Raw genomic sequence first — 15,650 nt, forward strand, 5'->3', positions numbered from 1 at the left:
ACGTTGGCTGCGCGAGGGTTAATCGTCGAGGCGCTCTTCCAGCTGGCGCACTTCGTGGGAAAGCTTGTCGAGAAACTGCATGCGGCGCATCAGGCGCTCGGCCTCGGCGCGACGCAACGAATCATCCCAACAAACGGCAAAGCTCTCGTTCAACTCATCCTGAGCAATCTTCAGGCGCCGCTTGAACGTCGCCACGCCCGTCAAATCGGTGCTGTCCTGCAGATCTTCCAATTCTTCACGCCAATGCATCTGCTGCAGCAGGAAGTCCGGGTCTTGCACCGTGACTTCCAGGGGCAATTCCGGCCCGCCCAATGCCAACAGGTAACGCGCGCGCTTGGGCGAACTTTTCAGCGTGCTATAAGCCTCATTGAGGCTGGCCGAATGTTCCAGCGCCAAACGTTGCTCACGGTCAGAGGCATCGGCGAAACGATCCGGATGGACAGTGCGCGCCAGCTCGCGATAACGCACGGCCAACTGCTCCAGATCCAGACGGAAGCTTGGTTGCAGAGCGAACAGGGCGAAATGACAAGGACTACCCACACATGCCTCAGATATTAAAGCTTTCGCCGCAGCCACATTCGCCGCGCACGTTAGGATTGTTGAACTTGAAGCCTTCGTTCAAACCTTCCTTGACGAAGTCCAGCTCGGTACCGTCGAGGTACACCAGGCTCTTGGGATCGATGATCACCTTGACCCCGTGAGTCTCGAACACCTGGTCTTCGCTGGCGGCCTCGTCGACGAACTCCAGCACATAAGCCAGGCCCGAACAGCCAGTAGTGCGCACAGCCAGGCGGATGCCGTCGCCCTTACCGCGCCCTTCAAGCGAACGCCGCACGTGCTGAGCGGCAGCTTCGGTCATGCTGATAGCCATCGACAACCTCCTTAGAGCAAGCCTTTCTTCTGCTTGTAATCACGCACGGCCGCCTTGATGGCGTCCTCGGCGAGTACCGAGCAGTGGATTTTCACCGGCGGCAACGCCAACTCTTCGGCGAGGTGGGTGTTCTTGATGGTTTCCGCTTCATCCAGAGTCTTACCCTTCATCCACTCGGTGGCGAGGGAGCTGGAGGCAATCGCGGAACCGCAGCCATAGGTCTTGAACTTGGCGTCTTCAATCACGCCCTGCTCGTTGACCTTGATCTGCAAGCGCATCACGTCGCCACACGCCGGGGCGCCGACCATGCCGGTACCGACATCCGGATCTTCCGCGTCCATCTTGCCGACGTTGCGCGGGTTTTCGTAGTGGTCAATAACCTTTTCACTGTAAGCCATGCTGGTATTCCTCTCTCATCAGGGCTGCTCAACGGCAGCTTTAGTGTGCAGCCCACTCGACCTTGGACAGATCGACACCCTCTTTGAACATATCCCACAGCGGCGACAAATCGCGCAGCTTGGTGACCGCCTCGCGAACTTTCTGCGCGGCGTAGTCGATTTCTTCTTCAGTGGAGAACCGGCCGAAGGTGAAACGGATCGAGCTGTGCGCCAACTCGTCGTTACGACCCAGGGCGCGCAACACATACGATGGCTCAAGAGAAGCCGAGGTACAGGCCGAACCCGACGATACCGCCAGATCCTTGAGCGCCATGATCAACGACTCGCCTTCGACATAGTTGAAGCTGAGGTTGAGGTTGTGCGGCACACGCGAGGTCATACTGCCGTTCACGTACAACTCTTCCAGGCCATCGACCTGCTCGAAGAAACGATCACGCAAGGCCTTGATGCGCTGGTTTTCCTGGACCATTTCTTCCTTGGCAATACGGAAGGCTTCGCCCATGCCGACGATCTGGTGAGTCGCCAGGGTGCCGGAGCGCATACCGCGCTCATGACCACCGCCATGGGTCTGCGCTTCCAGGCGCACGCGCGGCTTGCGCCGGACGTAGAGCGCGCCGACGCCCTTGGGGCCGTAGGTCTTGTGCGCCGAGAAGGACATCAGGTCGACCTTGAGTTTCTCCAGATCGATTGCCACCTTGCCGGTGGACTGCGCCGCATCGACGTGGAAGAACACGCCGCGCGCGCGAGTCACTTCACCGATGCCCGCGATATCGTTGATGGTGCCGATTTCGTTGTTGACATGCATGATCGACACCAAAATGGTGTCCTCGCGCAGCGCCGCCTCGACCATGGCCGGAGTAATCAGCCCGTCTTCACCCGGCTCGATATAGGTCACCTCGAAGCCTTCGCGCTCCAACTGGCGGGTGGTGTCCAACACCGCCTTGTGCTCGATCTTCGAGGTGACGATGTGCTTGCCCTTGCCACTGTAGAAGTGCGCAATGCCCTTGATCGCCAGGTTGTCCGACTCGGTGGCACCGGAGGTCCAGACGATCTCGCGCGGGTCGGCATTGACCAGCTCGGCGACCTGACGGCGACCATTCTCAACAGCCTCCTCGGCCTTCCAGCCAAACACATGGGAGCGCGATGCCGGATTGCCGAAGTTGCCATCGACCAGCAAACACTCACTCATCTTTTGCGCCACACGCGGATCGACCGGGGTGGTGGCGGAATAATCGAGGTAAATCGGCAATTTCATTGATCTTCTCCTAATCAGGTTTCTGGCCACGCGGGCCGGCACCCTACGTTCAATCGACGGTGGATGCTGCAATCTTATCTAGGTGCGGCATCCTGCCATTACTGCGCCGCTGATCCTGAGACTGCGCGATTTCCTGCACTTCGCGGCGCGTCACCAGATCAGCCAAACTGATGCCACTGAGGAACTCATGAATCTGCTGACTCAGGTCGCACCACAGATGATGGGTCAGGCAAGTCTCACCGCCATGGCAATCGCCCTGCCCTTGACAGCGCGTGGCATCGACCGACTCGTTGACCGCATCGATTACTTCGGCTACCTGGATACCCTGCATGTCGCGCGACAACTGGTAACCACCGCCAGGACCACGCACGCTGGAAACCAGATTACTCCGCCGCAGCTTGGCGAACAGCTGCTCGAGGTATGACAGGGAGATACCCTGACGCTCGGAGATATCGGCCAGGGACACCGGCCCATGCTGCGCATGTAGCGCCAGATCGAGCATGGCGGTAACGGCGTAACGGCCTTTGGTGGTCAGTCGCATAAGGGAGTTACCACGGGATCACAATTTGCAGCGAGTATGCAATTCCCGAGTATTCAAGTCAACTATAAGACCTAGTGTTTTACTCGGGATTAGCCGCACCCGGAGGGCGCCCAGCATAGCAAAGCACTCGCCCGCGCGCATCACGCTACCGGCTTGCCATCCTGATCCTTGCACACGCCAACGAAGTCCTCGTCGCGCAACGCCGGCAACTCCTTGGCGCAGTAGTCACTGCCCAACTCGTTAAGCGCAGTGCACATGCCTTCCAGGCGCCCATCAACCGCCTGCAAGTGATCGAGCAACTGGCCAATGGCGCGCGCCACCGGATCCGGCATGTCCTGACCGACGCCATAGGCATCGAAGCCCAGTTTTTCCGCCATGGCCTGACGCTTGGCTGCCTGCTCGTCATCCACCTTGACGATGATCCGCCCGGGAATACCGACCGCAGTCGCCCCCGCCGGCACCTCCTTGGTCACCACCGCATTGGAGCCGATCTTGGCACCCGCGCCCACCGTGAACGGCCCGAGCACCTTGGCCCCCGCGCCGACCACCACACCATCTTCCAGCGTCGGATGGCGCTTGCCCTTGTTCCAGCTGGTACCGCCCAGAGTCACGCCCTGATACAGAGTGACATCGTTGCCGATTTCGGCCGTCTCGCCGATGACAATGCCCATGCCATGGTCGATGAAGAAGCGCCGACCGATCTTCGCCCCCGGATGGATCTCGATCCCGGTCAGCCAGCGCCCCAGATTGGAGACCACCCGCGCCAACCATTTCCAACCGGACGTCCACAGCGCATGCGCCAGACGATGCAACCAGACCGCATGCAGGCCCGGGTAGCAGGTCACCACCTCAAGCGCATTGCGCGCCGCCGGATCGCGATGGAATACGCTCTGGATATCTTCCCGCATGCGCTCAAACATCAGTTTTCCCCTGTTTAAGGTGCTCACCACGCGCCGCCTTGACGGTTTCCGTCAAAATGCCACGCAAGATATTGATTTCCAGCTTACTGATACCGCTACGACCGTACAGGCGCCGCAAGCGGCTCATCAAGTGCCGCGGCTTGGCCGGATCGAGAAAGCCGATCTCGACCAGGGCGAGCTGCAGATGCGCATAAAAGGACTCCAACTCATCTGCCGTCACCGGCTGGGAACTCTGAATCGCCGTGGTCTCCAACTTGAGCGTCTTGGTCGGCTTATTCTGCGCCGCCAGCCAGGCCATGCGCACCTCATAGGCCAGCACCTGCACGGCCGCCGCCAGGTTCAGCGAACTGAAATCCGGATCGGACGGAATGTGCACATGAAAATGGCAACGCTGCAGTTCCTCGTTGGTCAGGCCGGCGTATTCACGACCGAACACCAAGGCCACTTCGGCCCCCTGCAGAGCCTGCTCGCACGCGGCCAGCCCGCACTCGCGCGGATCGAGCAACGGCCAGGGAATGCGTCGATCGCGCGCACTGGTCCCCAGCACCAGACTGCAACCGACCAGCGCCTCTTCAAGCGTGCCGACCACCTGCGCAGCCTCAAGCACATCGGTCGCCCCCGAGGCCCGAGCCACCGCATCGCCACTGGGAAAGTCCATCGGCTCGACCAGCACCAGGCGCGACAGACCCATGTTTTTCATGGCGCGCGCAGCACCACCGATATTGCCGGGATGACTGGTATTAACCAGAACCACTCGAATATTTTGCAGCAACGCAAACGCTCACATGGGCAGCCAAGGGCAGCAAAGCTTACAGAACCACCCAGGGTAATGCCATGCACGACACAGACGGCACTTCATCCACCAGGCTTTTCTGCTAATATTGCCGGCTTTCTTTAACAACCCAGGTGAATCGCCCATGCAGCCCATGCTGAATATCGCCCTGCGCGCAGCCCGTAGCGCCGGTGAAATGATTTTCCGCTCGATCGAACGCTTGGACGTCATCTCGGTCGACGAGAAAGATGCCAAGGATTACGTCACCGAAATCGATCGCTCTGCCGAGCTGCTGATCATCCAAGCGCTGCGCAAGGCTTATCCGACCCACGGCTTCCTCGGCGAGGAAGGCGGCCTGATCGAAGGCAGCGGTGACGGCGCCGACTACTTGTGGATCATCGATCCACTGGACGGCACCACCAACTTTATCCGCGGTGTGCCGCATTTCGCCGTCAGCCTGGCCTGCAAGTACCGCGGCCGACTGGAGCATGCCGTGGTCATCGACCCGGTACGCCAGGAAGAATTTACCGCCAGTCGCGGCCGTGGCGCCGCCCTCAACGGCCGTCGCCTGCGCGTCAGCTCACGCAAGAGCCTGGAAGGCGCCCTGCTCGGCACCGGCTTCCCATTCCGCGACAGCCAGCTCGACAACCTGGAAAACTACCTGGGCATGTTCCGCAACCTGGTCGGCCAGACCGCTGGCGTTCGTCGTGCGGGCGCCGCCAGCCTGGACCTGGCCTATGTGGCTGCAGGCCGTTTCGATGCCTTCTGGGAATTCGGCCTGTCCGAATGGGACATGGCAGCCGGCGCCCTGCTGATTCAGGAAGCAGGCGGCCTGGTCAGCGACTTCACCGGTGGCCACGAATTCCTCGAGAAAGGCCAGATCGTCGCCGGCAACACCAAGTGCTTCAAGGCAGTGCTGACGGCCATCCAGCCGCATCTTTCCGCCTCAATGAAGCGCTGATTGCTCGATAAATAAAAAACCGGCCAACGGCCGGTTTTTTAATGCCCACAAAAAAGCGCCCCACAGGGCGCTTTTTCATTTGCAGGGTTACTCGGCCGTTTCGGCCATTACCAACTGCCCATCCTTGACCGGAATCCGACTACCCGGATCATTGTCCATACGCACCCGCCCTGCTTTACCATCCAACTGATACTTCACGTCATAACCGACCACTTTCTCGCTGGTATCGGTCACGGTGCGACAGCGGTTTTCAGTGGTGGTATAGGTGGCGCCCGCCTGCATGTTTTCCTGCACCTTGTTGCCGGCGTAACCGCCACCAACGGCACCAGCTACGGTGGCAATCTTCTTGCCAGAACCGCCACCCACCTGATTACCCAGCAAACCGCCAACAACCGCACCGATCGCCGTACCGGCAATCTGATGCTGGTCCTTTACCGGCTTCTGCCGGGTCACGGTGACATCCTCACAGACCTCACGCGGGGTTTTGATCGCCTCCTTGATCGGCTGCACAGCTAGAACTTCCGCGTACTCGGAACCACTCATCAGATTATAAGTGGCCACTGCACCGCCTGCCGTCACACCGACAGCACCCAGCACAGCACCAACGAGCATTGACTTGTTCATAAGAACTCCTGGTTTTCGCTTATTCGGCGCATGGCGCCCGATCTAGCATAATTGGACTGGAGCGACTCGCAGCAAGTTCAACAAGTTACCCCACGCAGAAGCGCGCAGATTCAGGGACGCTCATCAACCTCTTCGGTCGGCACCGGTGGAATCAGATCTTCGACAGTCAGATCGAGCCATATCAGCGTCGCGTTGGAGATATAAATCGACGAATAAGTACCCACCAGCACCCCCACGAACAACGCGATGGCAAAGCCGAACAGATTATCGCCGCCAAAGACCAGCAAGGCACCAATCGCCAGCAATGTCGAGATCGACGTGGCCAGAGTGCGCAACAGGGTTTGCGTGGTAGAGATATTGATATTTTCGATCAAACTGGCCTTGCGCAGCACCCGGAAATTCTCGCGAACCCGATCGAATACCACGATGGTGTCATTCAACGAATAACCGATGATCGCCAGCAGCGCCGCCAGCACGGTCAGGTCGAAAGTGACCTGAAAGAACGACAGAATGCCCAGGGTGACGATGACGTCATGCACCAGCGAGATGAACGCGCCCATGGAGAACTTCCACTGAAAGCGGAAGGCCAGATAGAGCATGACGCCGCCCAGCGCCAGGAGCATGCCCAGGCCGCCCTGGTCACGCAACTCCTCACCGACCTGCGGCCCGACGAACTCGACCTTCTTCACCTGGAGCTTGTCGCCCGCCTGCTGCAACACAGAGGCAACCTTATCCCCCAAGTCCGCATCATCGCCCTGCATCCGCACGACCACGTCGGTAGTTGCACCAAAGCTCTGCACCACGGCATTGCCATAACCGGCGTCCGCCAGGTTCTGGCGAATACTGCTGAGGTCCGCAGGCTGCTCATAAGCCAGCTCGATCTGCGTACCACCGGTAAAATCCAGACCGAAATTCAGGCCTTTAACTACCAGACTACCCAGCGCAATAAAGGTCACGATCAGGGTGAGGACGAGCGCAATCTTGCGCACGCCCATGAAGTTGATTACACGATTCATCTCAGCCCCTCAAATCCACAACTTCTTCAGGTCACGCCCGCCGAAGCTCAGGTTGACCATGGCTCGCGTCACCAGGATAGCGGTGAACATCGAGGTGAGAATGCCCAGCGACAGTGTCACCGCGAAGCCCTTGACCGGACCGGTACCCATGGCGAAAAGAATCCCACCCACCAATAACGTGGTCAGGTTGCCGTCGATAATCGCCGAGTAAGCGCGGTCGAAGCCCTCATGAATGGCCCGTTGCACCGACATGCCATTGGCGATTTCCTCGCGAATCCGCGAGAAGATCAGCACGTTGGCATCCACCGCCATCCCCATGGTCAGTACGATACCGGCGATACCCGGCAACGTCAGGGTGGCACTCAGCAGCGACATCAGCGCCAGCAGCAGCACCATGTTGAGGCCCAGGGCCAGGGTCGCCAACACACCAAAGAAGCGGTAGATGACGATGATGAACAGTGACACGAACAACATGCCCCAGAGCGCGGCATCAACACCCTTGGCAATGTTGTCGGCACCCAGGCTCGGGCCGATGGTGCGTTCTTCGGCGAAGTACATTGGCGCAGCCAAGCCACCGGCACGCAGCAACAACGCCAGTTCGGTCGACTCGCCCGGACCATCGAGGCCGGTAATCCGGAACTGGCTACCCAGTGGCGACTGAATAGTCGCCAGGCTGATGATCTTTTTCTCTTCGACGAAATTCTGGACCGCGACTTCCTTTTCGACACCATCGACAACCTGGCGCAGGTAACGCACGGTCGGCTTCTGCTCGATAAAGATCACCGCCATGCTGCGCCCGACATTGCTGCGCGTCGCACGGTTCATCAACTCGCCGCCATGACCATCCAGACGGATGTTCACCTGCGGACTGCCATTCTCATCGAAGCTGGCCTGGGCGTCGGTTACCTGATCACCCGTGATGATCAGCTCACGCTCCAACTGAGCAGGCGGGCGACCCTCCTCACGGAATTCGAAGGCCTCGGTCGTGGTTCTCGATGCATCGACATCGGCAGCCAGTCGAAACTCGAGGTTGGCCGTCTTGCCCAGAATGCGCTTGGCCTCGGCGGTGTCCTGCACACCGGGTAACTCAACCACGATCCGGTTGGCACCCTGACGCTGAACCAGCGGCTCGGCCACGCCCAACTCATTGACCCGGTTACGCACGGTAGTCAGGTTCTGCTTGATCGAGTATTCGCGAATGTCCGCAAGCTTGGCCTGAGTCAGGCTCAAGCGCAGCACCTGCAAATCGCTACGCTCGACCGAACTCAATTCAAAATCGGAGAACTCCTTGCGAATCAGGCTCTGGGCCTTCTCCAGAGTCGCCTCGTCGACGAAACCCAACTGAATCGCGCCGTTGAATTCGGGCAGGCTGCGATAGCGCACGCGCTCCTTGCGCAGCATGCTCTTGACCTCCCCCTCGTAGACCTTGCGCCGCGCGTCCAGCGCCTTGTCCATATCCACTTCCAGCAGGAAGTGCACACCACCGGACAAGTCCAGACCCAGCTTCATCGGCCCCGCACCCAGGTTGCGCAGCCAATCAGGGGTAGTCTGCGCGAGGTTCAAGGCAACCACGAACTCTTCGCCCAAGGTCTTGCGCACCACATCCTTGGCTGGCAGCTGATCGGCCTGCTTGGTCAACCGGAGCAGACCGGCACGGCCTTGCGCAGCCAGACTCGAAGCCTTGACCTCAATCCCTGCTGCCTGCAAGGCACGCGTGGCGCGCTCCAGATCAGCTTGCTCGACCTGCATCGCCGTACTGTTACCGCTGATCTGAATTGCCGGATCATCTGGATACAGGTTGGGCGCGGAATAAAGAAAACCGATCGCCAGCACAGCCAGGATCAGCAGGTACTTCCAGAGGGGGAATTTGTTGAGCATGACGCCGCCCGTTATGACGCGGGGCGCCTTAAGCGCCCCGTCGAATGGTAAGAGTGTGAAGCTTAAATAGCTTTCAACGTGCCCTTGGGCAGGGTCGCGGCGATGGCCACTTTCTGAATCTTCAGCTCGACGGTGTCGGACACTTCCAGCACCACGAAGTCATCGCTGACCTTGGTCACCTTGCCGGCGATACCGCCGCTGGTCACGACTTCGTCACCCTTCTGCAAGGAGCCGAGCAGGTTCTTGTGCTCTTTCGCACGCTTGGCCTGGGGACGCCAGATCATCAGATAGAAGATGACCAGAAAGCCGACCAGAAACACCCATTCGAAACCAGAACCAACAGCACCCGTTGGGGCAGCGGCATCGGCAAATGCCGCAGGGATCAAAAAGCTCATTTAACACTCCTGTTAGAAACTACTCAAAAACGTTGATTTATCAGTTTAGCGCCGGGACCGGCAGGCCACGACGGGTATAGAAGGCATCGACAAAGGCGGCCAATGTACCCTGTTGAATAGACTCGCGCAAACCAGCCATCAGCTGCTGATAGTGCCGTAAGTTATGGATTGTATTCAGCATACTGCCCAACATTTCGCCACACTTATCCAAATGATGCAGGTAGGCACGGGAGAAATGTTGGCAGGTATAACAATCACAGGTTGCATCGAGTGGCGAATCATCATGCCGATGCACCGCATTACGAATTTTCAACACGCCGGTATCGACGAACAGATGGCCATTACGCGCATTACGCGTCGGCATCACGCAGTCGAACATATCCACACCGCGGCGTACGCCCTCGACCAAGTCCTCTGGCTTGCCAACCCCCATCAAGTAGCGCGGTTTATCGGCGGGCAGCAGGGCGGGCAGATAATCCAGCACGCGGATCATTTCTTCCTTCGGCTCGCCGACCGACAGGCCGCCAATCGCCAAACCGTCAAAATCCAGCGCATTCAAGCCTTCCAGCGAGCGCATGCGCAACTCTTCATGCATGCCGCCCTGGACGATACCGAACAGCGCCGCCGTGCTGTCGCCATGCGCCTCCTTCGAGCGCTTGGCCCAACGCAGCGAGAGCTCCATGGAGCGCTTGGCCACATCGAATTCGGCCGGATAAGGCGTGCACTCGTCAAAGATCATCACGATGTCCGAGCCCAGGTCACGCTGCACCTGCATCGACTCTTCCGGCCCCATGAACACCTTGGCGCCATCGACCGGCGAAGCGAAATACACCCCCTCCTCCTTGATCTTGCGCATCGCACCCAGGCTGAACACCTGAAAACCACCCGAGTCGGTGAGGATCGGCCCCTGCCACTGCATGAAGTCGTGCAGATCGCCGTGACGCTTGATCACCTCGGTGCCGGGACGCAACCACAGATGAAAGGTATTGCCGAGGATCATCTGCGCGCCGGTCGCCTCGATGTCACGCGGCAACATGCCCTTGACCGTGCCATAGGTGCCCACCGGCATGAACGCCGGCGTCTCGACCACCCCACGCGGAAAGGTAATGCGTCCACGCCGCGCCTTACCATCGGTCGCCAGCAATTCGAAAGCCATCCGGCAGGTGCGCGTCATACGTGATCCTCTGGCCCGCGCGGCGCGGGGTTGCGGGTGATGAACATGGCATCGCCATAACTGAAGAAGCGATAACCCTCGGCGATCGCGCTTTTATAGGCCGCCATGGTTTCGGGGTAGCCGGCAAACGCTGAGACCAGCATCAGCAGGGTCGATTCCGGCAAATGGAAATTGGTCACCAGAGCATCGACCACATGCAGCGGACGGCCCGGGTAGATAAAGATGTCAGTGTCGCCGCTGAACGCCTTGAGCTCGCCGTCGCGCGCCGCACTCTCCAGCGAACGCACGCTGGTGGTACCCACCGCCACCACACGCCCGCCACGGGCACGGCAGGCCGCCACGGCATCGACCACATCCTGGCCGACCTCCAGCCACTCGCTGTGCATCGGATGATCTTCGATGCGCTCGACCCGCACCGGCTGAAAGGTTCCGGCCCCGACATGCAGGGTCACGAAGGCACTCTCCACCCCCATCCCGGCAATGCTCGCCAGCAACGCCTGATCGAAGTGCAAGCCCGCGGTAGGCGCCGCCACTGCACCGGAGCGCGCGGCATAGACGGTCTGATAACGCTCACGATCGGCGGCATCGTCCGGGCGGTCTATATAAGGAGGCAGCGGCATATGACCAACCCGCTCAAGCAGCGGCAAAACCTCTTCGGCAAAGCGCAACTCGAACAGCGCGTCATGCCGCGCCAGCATCTGCGCCTCACCACCGCCATCGATCAGAATCGTCGAACCCGGTTTGGGTGATTTGCTCGAACGCACATGGGCCAGGACGCGGTGGCTGTCCAGCACCCGCTCGACCAACACTTCGAGCTTGCCGCCCGAAGCCTTCTGGCCGAATAGACGCGCAGGAATCACCCGCGTGTTATTGAACACCATCAAGTCGCCGGGGCGTAAATACTCCAGCAGATCACTGAACTGACGATGCGCCAGCGCACCACTTGGCCCATCCAGCACGAGCAAACGGCTGGCACGCCGCTCGGCGAGCGGATGGCGGGCAATAAGAGCGTCAGGCAGCTCGAAATCAAAGTCGGCAACGCGCATGTTCGGAGGAGGTCATCTAGCAGGGCGGCAAAGCTTACCGGAAATAGTGCAATCTAGCCACGCAAGTGGATTGACCAAGGCCAATGGCATCCCTATACTTCGCCGCCATTGTGCCCCGATGGCGGAACCGGTAGACGCGGCGGATTCAAAATCCGTTTTCGAGAGAAGTGGGAGTTCGAGTCTCCCTCGGGGCACCATACAAACATCTCAGGACGTATCGAAACGACCTGAAACCCTAGAGAACCGGCCATCTGAGCCGGTTTTTTATTGCCTACGGCTCCCCCGTTCGTCCTGGCGAGCCCGCCGGAATAAGCATAGATCCGAGAGTAGATTGAGTTCGGCCTAATAAGCCACTCTCACCGGCGGCGATTCAAACAACGGTTTGTGGTGCACACTAACGCACCGGCGAGCACCGCCAAAACGCTTGTACAGCAGCCCATAAATTTGCCTAATCACCCCGGAAACACAGGCCCGGCGGGGGTTGGTATTTGCCTTTTAGTTAGCGTAGAGTGCTTTCCACTGTGTTTGCATGGGTCGCCGTAATTCGTGGCCTGGTGCAGTAGATCGTCCAGATCCGCTACATCCCGTTCGACGTCGCATTACTCCTTGCAACCAGTCTCAGCCCTCTATCGAGTAGAGGCTGTCATTAACCATGGTTTCAAGGATATTCAGACATGTCGAATCGTCAGAGCGGTACCGTTAAGTGGTTTAACGACGAGAAGGGTTTTGGCTTCATCACGCCAGAAAGCGGTCCGGATCTTTTCGTGCACTTTCGCGCGATCGAGGGCAACGGCTTCAAGAGCCTGAAAGAAGGCCAGAAAGTCAGCTTCGTTGCCGTACAAGGCCAAAAAGGCATGCAGGCCGACCAGGTTCAAGTCCAGGAATAACCCTGCTGCTTTGAAGAACCCCTGATGGTAACGTCGGGGGTTTTTTATGCTCCCGAATACCGTAAATCGCACCCTCAAGACCTAGCGCCTTATTGCATATCGAGCCCAACATGCCCAAACACCTGCTGCGCCCGCAGGGTGATTTTCCCTCTGCAGGATTGATTCGCCGCCTGGCCGCCGTGTTCTATGACTTGCTGTTGTGCCTGGCCCTGCTGATCGTCGTGACCTTTGCCTACAAGCTGATTCTGATGGGCTTCTACGGCGAAGCGCAGCTCAAACAGCTCTCCGATGCCGGCGCACTGGATGGCGACCCCGTACTGTCCACCCTGCTGGTACTCAGCCTGTTTGGCTTCTTCAGCAAATTCTGGACCCACAGCGGCCAGACGCTGGGCATGCAGGTCTGGGGCATCCGCATCCAGAACGTCGACGGCACGGCCATCAGTCTATGGCAGGCACTGCTGCGTTTTCTGGTCGCCTTTGCTTCCTGGCTGTGCCTGGGCCTGGGGTTTTTCTGGGTACTCTGGGACAAGGACAAGCGCAGCTGGCATGACATCTATTCCGACAGCAGCACCGTACAACTGCCGAAGAATACTCACCAAGACAAGCGCTAAAATCTGCACACGAAAAAGCCGGCTAACTGCCGGCTTTTTTATCGATTGCAGAAGCTATCCAGCGCGACGCAACAGCCAGACACCGGCCAAGGCGCAGAACCCCGCGGGAATCAACACGGCAAACAGTGGCGAGAAACCGAACACCAGGCTGGAAGGCCCGAGCAGGTCCTGGGCGATGCGGAACACGAAGCCCACGACCACGCCGGTGAAGACCCGCTGACCCAAGGTCACCGAGCGCAATGGACCGAAGACGAAGGAGATCGCCAGTAACACCAGCGCGGCCGTCACCACCGGCTGCAAGATCTTGCTCCAGAACGCCAGCCAATACTGACCATTATTCAATCCCTGCTCGGCCAGGTAATGGATATAGCGCCACAACCCAGTTACCGACAATGCATCAGGCTCCAGTACCACGGTACCGAGCAGTTGCGGATTCAACTCGACATCCCAGCGTTCATTCGGGGCTTTTACCACCTCAGTGCTGCGCTCACCGAAATGCGTGGTCGCCACATTCTCCAGTTGCCAGTGATCGCCCTGATACTGCGCGCGCCGGGCGAAGCTGGAAGACAGCATGTGGCGCTGATCATCGAAGCGGTAACGGGTCACACCGAACAAGACGCCATCGGGCTGCACCGCATTGATGTGCACGAACTCGTCACCCTGGCGATGCCACAGACCACGCCTGGAGCTCTGCGCCTCGCCACCGCCCATAGCCATAGCGCGATCGGCCTGGGCCTGGTTTTCGCCCCAGGGCGCCAGGTACTCGCCGATCAGAATACCGGCCAACATCAACACCAGCATCGGCTTCATCACCGCCCAGACGATGCGCCCGATCGAAACCCCGGCGGCGCGCATGATGGTCAGCTCGCTGTTGCTGGCCAGGCTGCCCAGCCCGATCAGACAACCGATCAAGGCCGCCATCGGCAGCATCTCGTAAACGCGCCGCGGCAGGGTCAAAAAGACGTACCAGGCGGCTTCCGGCAAACCGTAACCACCCTCGACATCGCCCATCTCATCGATAAAGGCGAACAGCAAGGCCAGCCCGACGAGGACGCCCAATACGGTGAGAATCGCGAAAAATACCTGGGTGCCGATGTAGCGATCCAATCTAAGCATGAGCCACCTCCGACCCGGCACGGCGACTCGCCCACTTCAGGCGCAACGGTTCCCAATAAAGCAGCACAAGACCAATCAACAGAAATACTCCATGCACCCACCACAAACCTAACGCCTGAGGGATTCGCCCTTTATCCAGAGCGCTGCGCGCAGCGATCAACAGCGCCAGGTAAGTCATATACAAGAGGATTGCCGGCAGTAGCTTGAGAAAGCGCCCTTGCCGTGGATTGACCCGCGACAGCGGCACCGCCAGCAGGGTCACGATGAACACCAGCAGCGGCAGCGACAGACGCCACTGCAACTCGGACTGGAAGCGCGGATTGTCACTGCCGATCAACTCAGCGGTCGACACGGCCTCACGCTCACTGATCTCGCCACTGACCGATGGCTTGGGTAACAGCACGCCATAGGTGTCGTACTGAATCGCCCGGTAGTCGGCCTGACCTGGATTGCCGTCGTAACGGTAACCGTTCTGCAGAATCAGATAGCGACTGCCATCGGCCTGAATCTCCTGCCGCCCGCTTTCCGCTACCAGCACGGTGATCCCGCGCTCCTTGTCGCCCCCACTAGAAAAACGCTTCTCGGAGATGAAGATACCGGCCAACTCAGCGCGATCTGCCGACAACTCCTTGGTATAGGTCACCCGCGAACCATCCTTCATGGCCTGGAAACGCCCGGGCACCAGGGTATCGAACTCGGTCAGGGCATCCTGCTCATTGAGAATTTTCGCCACCTGCGCCACACCCTGCGGCGCCAAGCCCATGCTCAACCAGGCCACCAACAGGGCCACCAACAAGGCCGGCGCCATGGTGTAGACCAGCAAACGTTGCTGACTCATACCCGTGGCCGAGAGCACCGTCATCTCGCTGTCGAGATAGAGCCGGCCGTAGGCCATCAGGATGCCGAGGAAGAGCCCCAACGGCAGGATCAGCTGCAGGAATCCCGGCAGGCGAAAGCCCATGATCATGAACAACACACCCGGATCCAGCAATCCCTGAGCCGCCTGCGCCAGGTACTTGATGAAACGGCCACTCATTATGATTACCAGGAGCACGGCACTCATCGCACTCAAGGTAACCAGGACTTCACGAGACAAATAACGGAACACGATCAAACCAGACACTCCAGGGTTGTCAGGCTCAGGCGGCTACGATCACACTAGCCGCACTGTTTGCCGGTTCGCAT

The 15,650-nt window shown here is 59.2% G+C and carries 18 protein-coding genes and 1 tRNA gene; 4 read left to right on the top strand and 15 right to left on the bottom strand.

Annotation, left to right across the window (positions count from 1 at the left end; genetic code table 11):
• Window positions 1-18: 18 nt before the first annotated feature.
• The 7 genes from hscB to trmJ all read right to left on the bottom strand — a co-directional run bounded on the left by hscB (window position 19) and on the right by trmJ (window position 4,757).
• Window positions 19-540, bottom strand: coding sequence for a co-chaperone HscB (gene hscB, locus B2D37_RS12545; protein WP_079202999.1), 522 nt, complete (start codon window positions 538-540; stop codon window positions 19-21).
• Window positions 541-547: 7 nt separating this feature from the next.
• Window positions 548-871 (bottom strand): iron-sulfur cluster assembly protein IscA, encoded by a 324-nt coding sequence (gene iscA / locus B2D37_RS12550; protein WP_079203000.1) that lies wholly within the window; start codon window positions 869-871, stop codon window positions 548-550.
• Window positions 872-882: 11 nt separating this feature from the next.
• Complete coding sequence (iscU, locus tag B2D37_RS12555; protein ID WP_079203001.1) at window positions 883-1,269, bottom strand: Fe-S cluster assembly scaffold IscU; 387 nt, start codon at window positions 1,267-1,269, stop codon at window positions 883-885.
• Window positions 1,270-1,309: 40 nt separating this feature from the next.
• Window positions 1,310-2,524, bottom strand: coding sequence for an IscS subfamily cysteine desulfurase (locus B2D37_RS12560; RefSeq protein WP_079203002.1), 1,215 nt, complete (start codon window positions 2,522-2,524; stop codon window positions 1,310-1,312).
• Window positions 2,525-2,573: 49 nt separating this feature from the next.
• Window positions 2,574-3,065, bottom strand: coding sequence for a Fe-S cluster assembly transcriptional regulator IscR (gene iscR / locus B2D37_RS12565; protein ID WP_079203003.1), 492 nt, complete (start codon window positions 3,063-3,065; stop codon window positions 2,574-2,576).
• Between the two features lie 140 nt (window positions 3,066-3,205).
• Window positions 3,206-3,985: a serine O-acetyltransferase gene (gene cysE, locus B2D37_RS12570; protein ID WP_079203004.1), complete on the bottom strand. Its 780-nt coding sequence runs from the start codon at window positions 3,983-3,985 to the stop codon at window positions 3,206-3,208.
• Window positions 3,978-4,757: a tRNA (cytosine(32)/uridine(32)-2'-O)-methyltransferase TrmJ gene (gene trmJ, locus B2D37_RS12575; RefSeq protein ID WP_079203005.1), complete on the bottom strand. Its 780-nt coding sequence runs from the start codon at window positions 4,755-4,757 to the stop codon at window positions 3,978-3,980. The genes cysE and trmJ overlap by 8 nt, the downstream gene beginning before the upstream one ends.
• Window positions 4,758-4,902: 145 nt before the next feature.
• Here trmJ and suhB point away from each other — a divergent pair, with 145 nt between their 5' ends.
• The gene (gene suhB / locus B2D37_RS12580; protein WP_079203006.1) at window positions 4,903-5,718 is read left to right on the top strand and encodes an inositol-phosphate phosphatase; all 816 of its coding nucleotides are present in this window, start codon (window positions 4,903-4,905) and stop codon (window positions 5,716-5,718) included.
• 87 nt (window positions 5,719-5,805) lie between these two features.
• Here the strand turns inward: suhB and B2D37_RS12585 are convergent, their stop codons facing one another.
• The 6 genes from B2D37_RS12585 to queA all read right to left on the bottom strand — a co-directional run bounded on the left by B2D37_RS12585 (window position 5,806) and on the right by queA (window position 11,851).
• Window positions 5,806-6,342, bottom strand: coding sequence for a glycine zipper 2TM domain-containing protein (locus tag B2D37_RS12585; protein ID WP_079203007.1), 537 nt, complete (start codon window positions 6,340-6,342; stop codon window positions 5,806-5,808).
• Between the two features lie 110 nt (window positions 6,343-6,452).
• Window positions 6,453-7,358, bottom strand: a complete 906-nt coding sequence (gene secF / locus B2D37_RS12590) for a protein translocase subunit SecF (RefSeq protein WP_079203008.1) — start codon at window positions 7,356-7,358, stop codon at window positions 6,453-6,455.
• A 9-nt stretch (window positions 7,359-7,367) separates the two neighbouring features.
• Complete coding sequence (gene secD, locus B2D37_RS12595) at window positions 7,368-9,236, bottom strand: protein translocase subunit SecD (protein WP_079203009.1); 1,869 nt, start codon at window positions 9,234-9,236, stop codon at window positions 7,368-7,370.
• Window positions 9,237-9,298: 62 nt separating this feature from the next.
• On the bottom strand, window positions 9,299-9,631 hold the full coding sequence (gene yajC, locus B2D37_RS12600; RefSeq protein WP_079203010.1) for a preprotein translocase subunit YajC: 333 nt from the start codon (window positions 9,629-9,631) through the stop codon (window positions 9,299-9,301).
• A 40-nt stretch (window positions 9,632-9,671) separates the two neighbouring features.
• Window positions 9,672-10,787 carry a tRNA guanosine(34) transglycosylase Tgt gene (gene tgt, locus B2D37_RS12605; RefSeq protein WP_177345283.1) on the bottom strand — a complete coding sequence of 372 codons (1,116 nt, stop codon included), beginning with the start codon at window positions 10,785-10,787 and terminating at the stop codon, window positions 9,672-9,674.
• Between the two features lie 14 nt (window positions 10,788-10,801).
• Window positions 10,802-11,851: a tRNA preQ1(34) S-adenosylmethionine ribosyltransferase-isomerase QueA gene (gene queA, locus B2D37_RS12610; protein ID WP_079203012.1), complete on the bottom strand. Its 1,050-nt coding sequence runs from the start codon at window positions 11,849-11,851 to the stop codon at window positions 10,802-10,804.
• 112 nt (window positions 11,852-11,963) lie between these two features.
• Here queA and B2D37_RS12615 point away from each other — a divergent pair.
• The 3 genes from B2D37_RS12615 to B2D37_RS12625 all read left to right on the top strand — a co-directional run bounded on the left by B2D37_RS12615 (window position 11,964) and on the right by B2D37_RS12625 (window position 13,349).
• Window positions 11,964-12,048: transfer RNA gene (locus B2D37_RS12615), tRNA-Leu, on the top strand.
• Between the two features lie 477 nt (window positions 12,049-12,525).
• Window positions 12,526-12,738: a cold-shock protein gene (locus tag B2D37_RS12620; protein ID WP_079203013.1), complete on the top strand. Its 213-nt coding sequence runs from the start codon at window positions 12,526-12,528 to the stop codon at window positions 12,736-12,738.
• A gap of 110 nt (window positions 12,739-12,848) precedes the next feature.
• On the top strand, window positions 12,849-13,349 hold the full coding sequence (locus B2D37_RS12625) for an RDD family protein (RefSeq protein WP_079203014.1): 501 nt from the start codon (window positions 12,849-12,851) through the stop codon (window positions 13,347-13,349).
• 54 nt (window positions 13,350-13,403) lie between these two features.
• Here the strand turns inward: B2D37_RS12625 and lptG are convergent, their stop codons facing one another.
• Window positions 13,404-14,465 carry an LPS export ABC transporter permease LptG gene (gene lptG / locus B2D37_RS12630; RefSeq protein WP_079203015.1) on the bottom strand — a complete coding sequence of 354 codons (1,062 nt, stop codon included), beginning with the start codon at window positions 14,463-14,465 and terminating at the stop codon, window positions 13,404-13,406.
• Window positions 14,458-15,579 (bottom strand): LPS export ABC transporter permease LptF, encoded by a 1,122-nt coding sequence (gene lptF / locus B2D37_RS12635; protein WP_079203016.1) that lies wholly within the window; start codon window positions 15,577-15,579, stop codon window positions 14,458-14,460. Before lptF ends, lptG begins: the two co-directional genes overlap by 8 nt.
• Window positions 15,580-15,650 lie beyond the last annotated feature (71 nt).

It is taken from the genome of Pseudomonas sp. CC6-YY-74 (assembly GCF_002025205.1).
Lineage (GTDB): Bacteria > Pseudomonadota > Gammaproteobacteria > Pseudomonadales > Pseudomonadaceae > Aquipseudomonas > Aquipseudomonas paeninsulae.

Coding starts and splice junctions, on each gene's coding strand:
- iscU (WP_079203001.1), bottom strand. CDS start 1,269: ATGGCTTACAGTGAAAAGGTTATTGACCACTACGAAAACCCGCGCAAC.
- yajC (WP_079203010.1), bottom strand. CDS start 9,631: ATGAGCTTTTTGATCCCTGCGGCATTTGCCGATGCCGCTGCCCCAACG.
- iscA (WP_079203000.1), bottom strand. CDS start 871: ATGGCTATCAGCATGACCGAAGCTGCCGCTCAGCACGTGCGGCGTTCG.
- queA (WP_079203012.1), bottom strand. CDS start 11,851: ATGCGCGTTGCCGACTTTGATTTCGAGCTGCCTGACGCTCTTATTGCC.
- B2D37_RS12620 (WP_079203013.1), top strand. CDS start 12,526: ATGTCGAATCGTCAGAGCGGTACCGTTAAGTGGTTTAACGACGAGAAG.
- lptG (WP_079203015.1), bottom strand. CDS start 14,465: ATGCTTAGATTGGATCGCTACATCGGCACCCAGGTATTTTTCGCGATT.
- secF (WP_079203008.1), bottom strand. CDS start 7,358: ATGAATCGTGTAATCAACTTCATGGGCGTGCGCAAGATTGCGCTCGTC.
- iscR (WP_079203003.1), bottom strand. CDS start 3,065: ATGCGACTGACCACCAAAGGCCGTTACGCCGTTACCGCCATGCTCGAT.
- cysE (WP_079203004.1), bottom strand. CDS start 3,985: ATGTTTGAGCGCATGCGGGAAGATATCCAGAGCGTATTCCATCGCGAT.
- B2D37_RS12625 (WP_079203014.1), top strand. CDS start 12,849: ATGCCCAAACACCTGCTGCGCCCGCAGGGTGATTTTCCCTCTGCAGGA.
- B2D37_RS12585 (WP_079203007.1), bottom strand. CDS start 6,342: ATGAACAAGTCAATGCTCGTTGGTGCTGTGCTGGGTGCTGTCGGTGTG.
- secD (WP_079203009.1), bottom strand. CDS start 9,236: ATGCTCAACAAATTCCCCCTCTGGAAGTACCTGCTGATCCTGGCTGTG.
- suhB (WP_079203006.1), top strand. CDS start 4,903: ATGCAGCCCATGCTGAATATCGCCCTGCGCGCAGCCCGTAGCGCCGGT.
- B2D37_RS12560 (WP_079203002.1), bottom strand. CDS start 2,524: ATGAAATTGCCGATTTACCTCGATTATTCCGCCACCACCCCGGTCGAT.
- tgt (WP_177345283.1), bottom strand. CDS start 10,787: ATGGCTTTCGAATTGCTGGCGACCGATGGTAAGGCGCGGCGTGGACGC.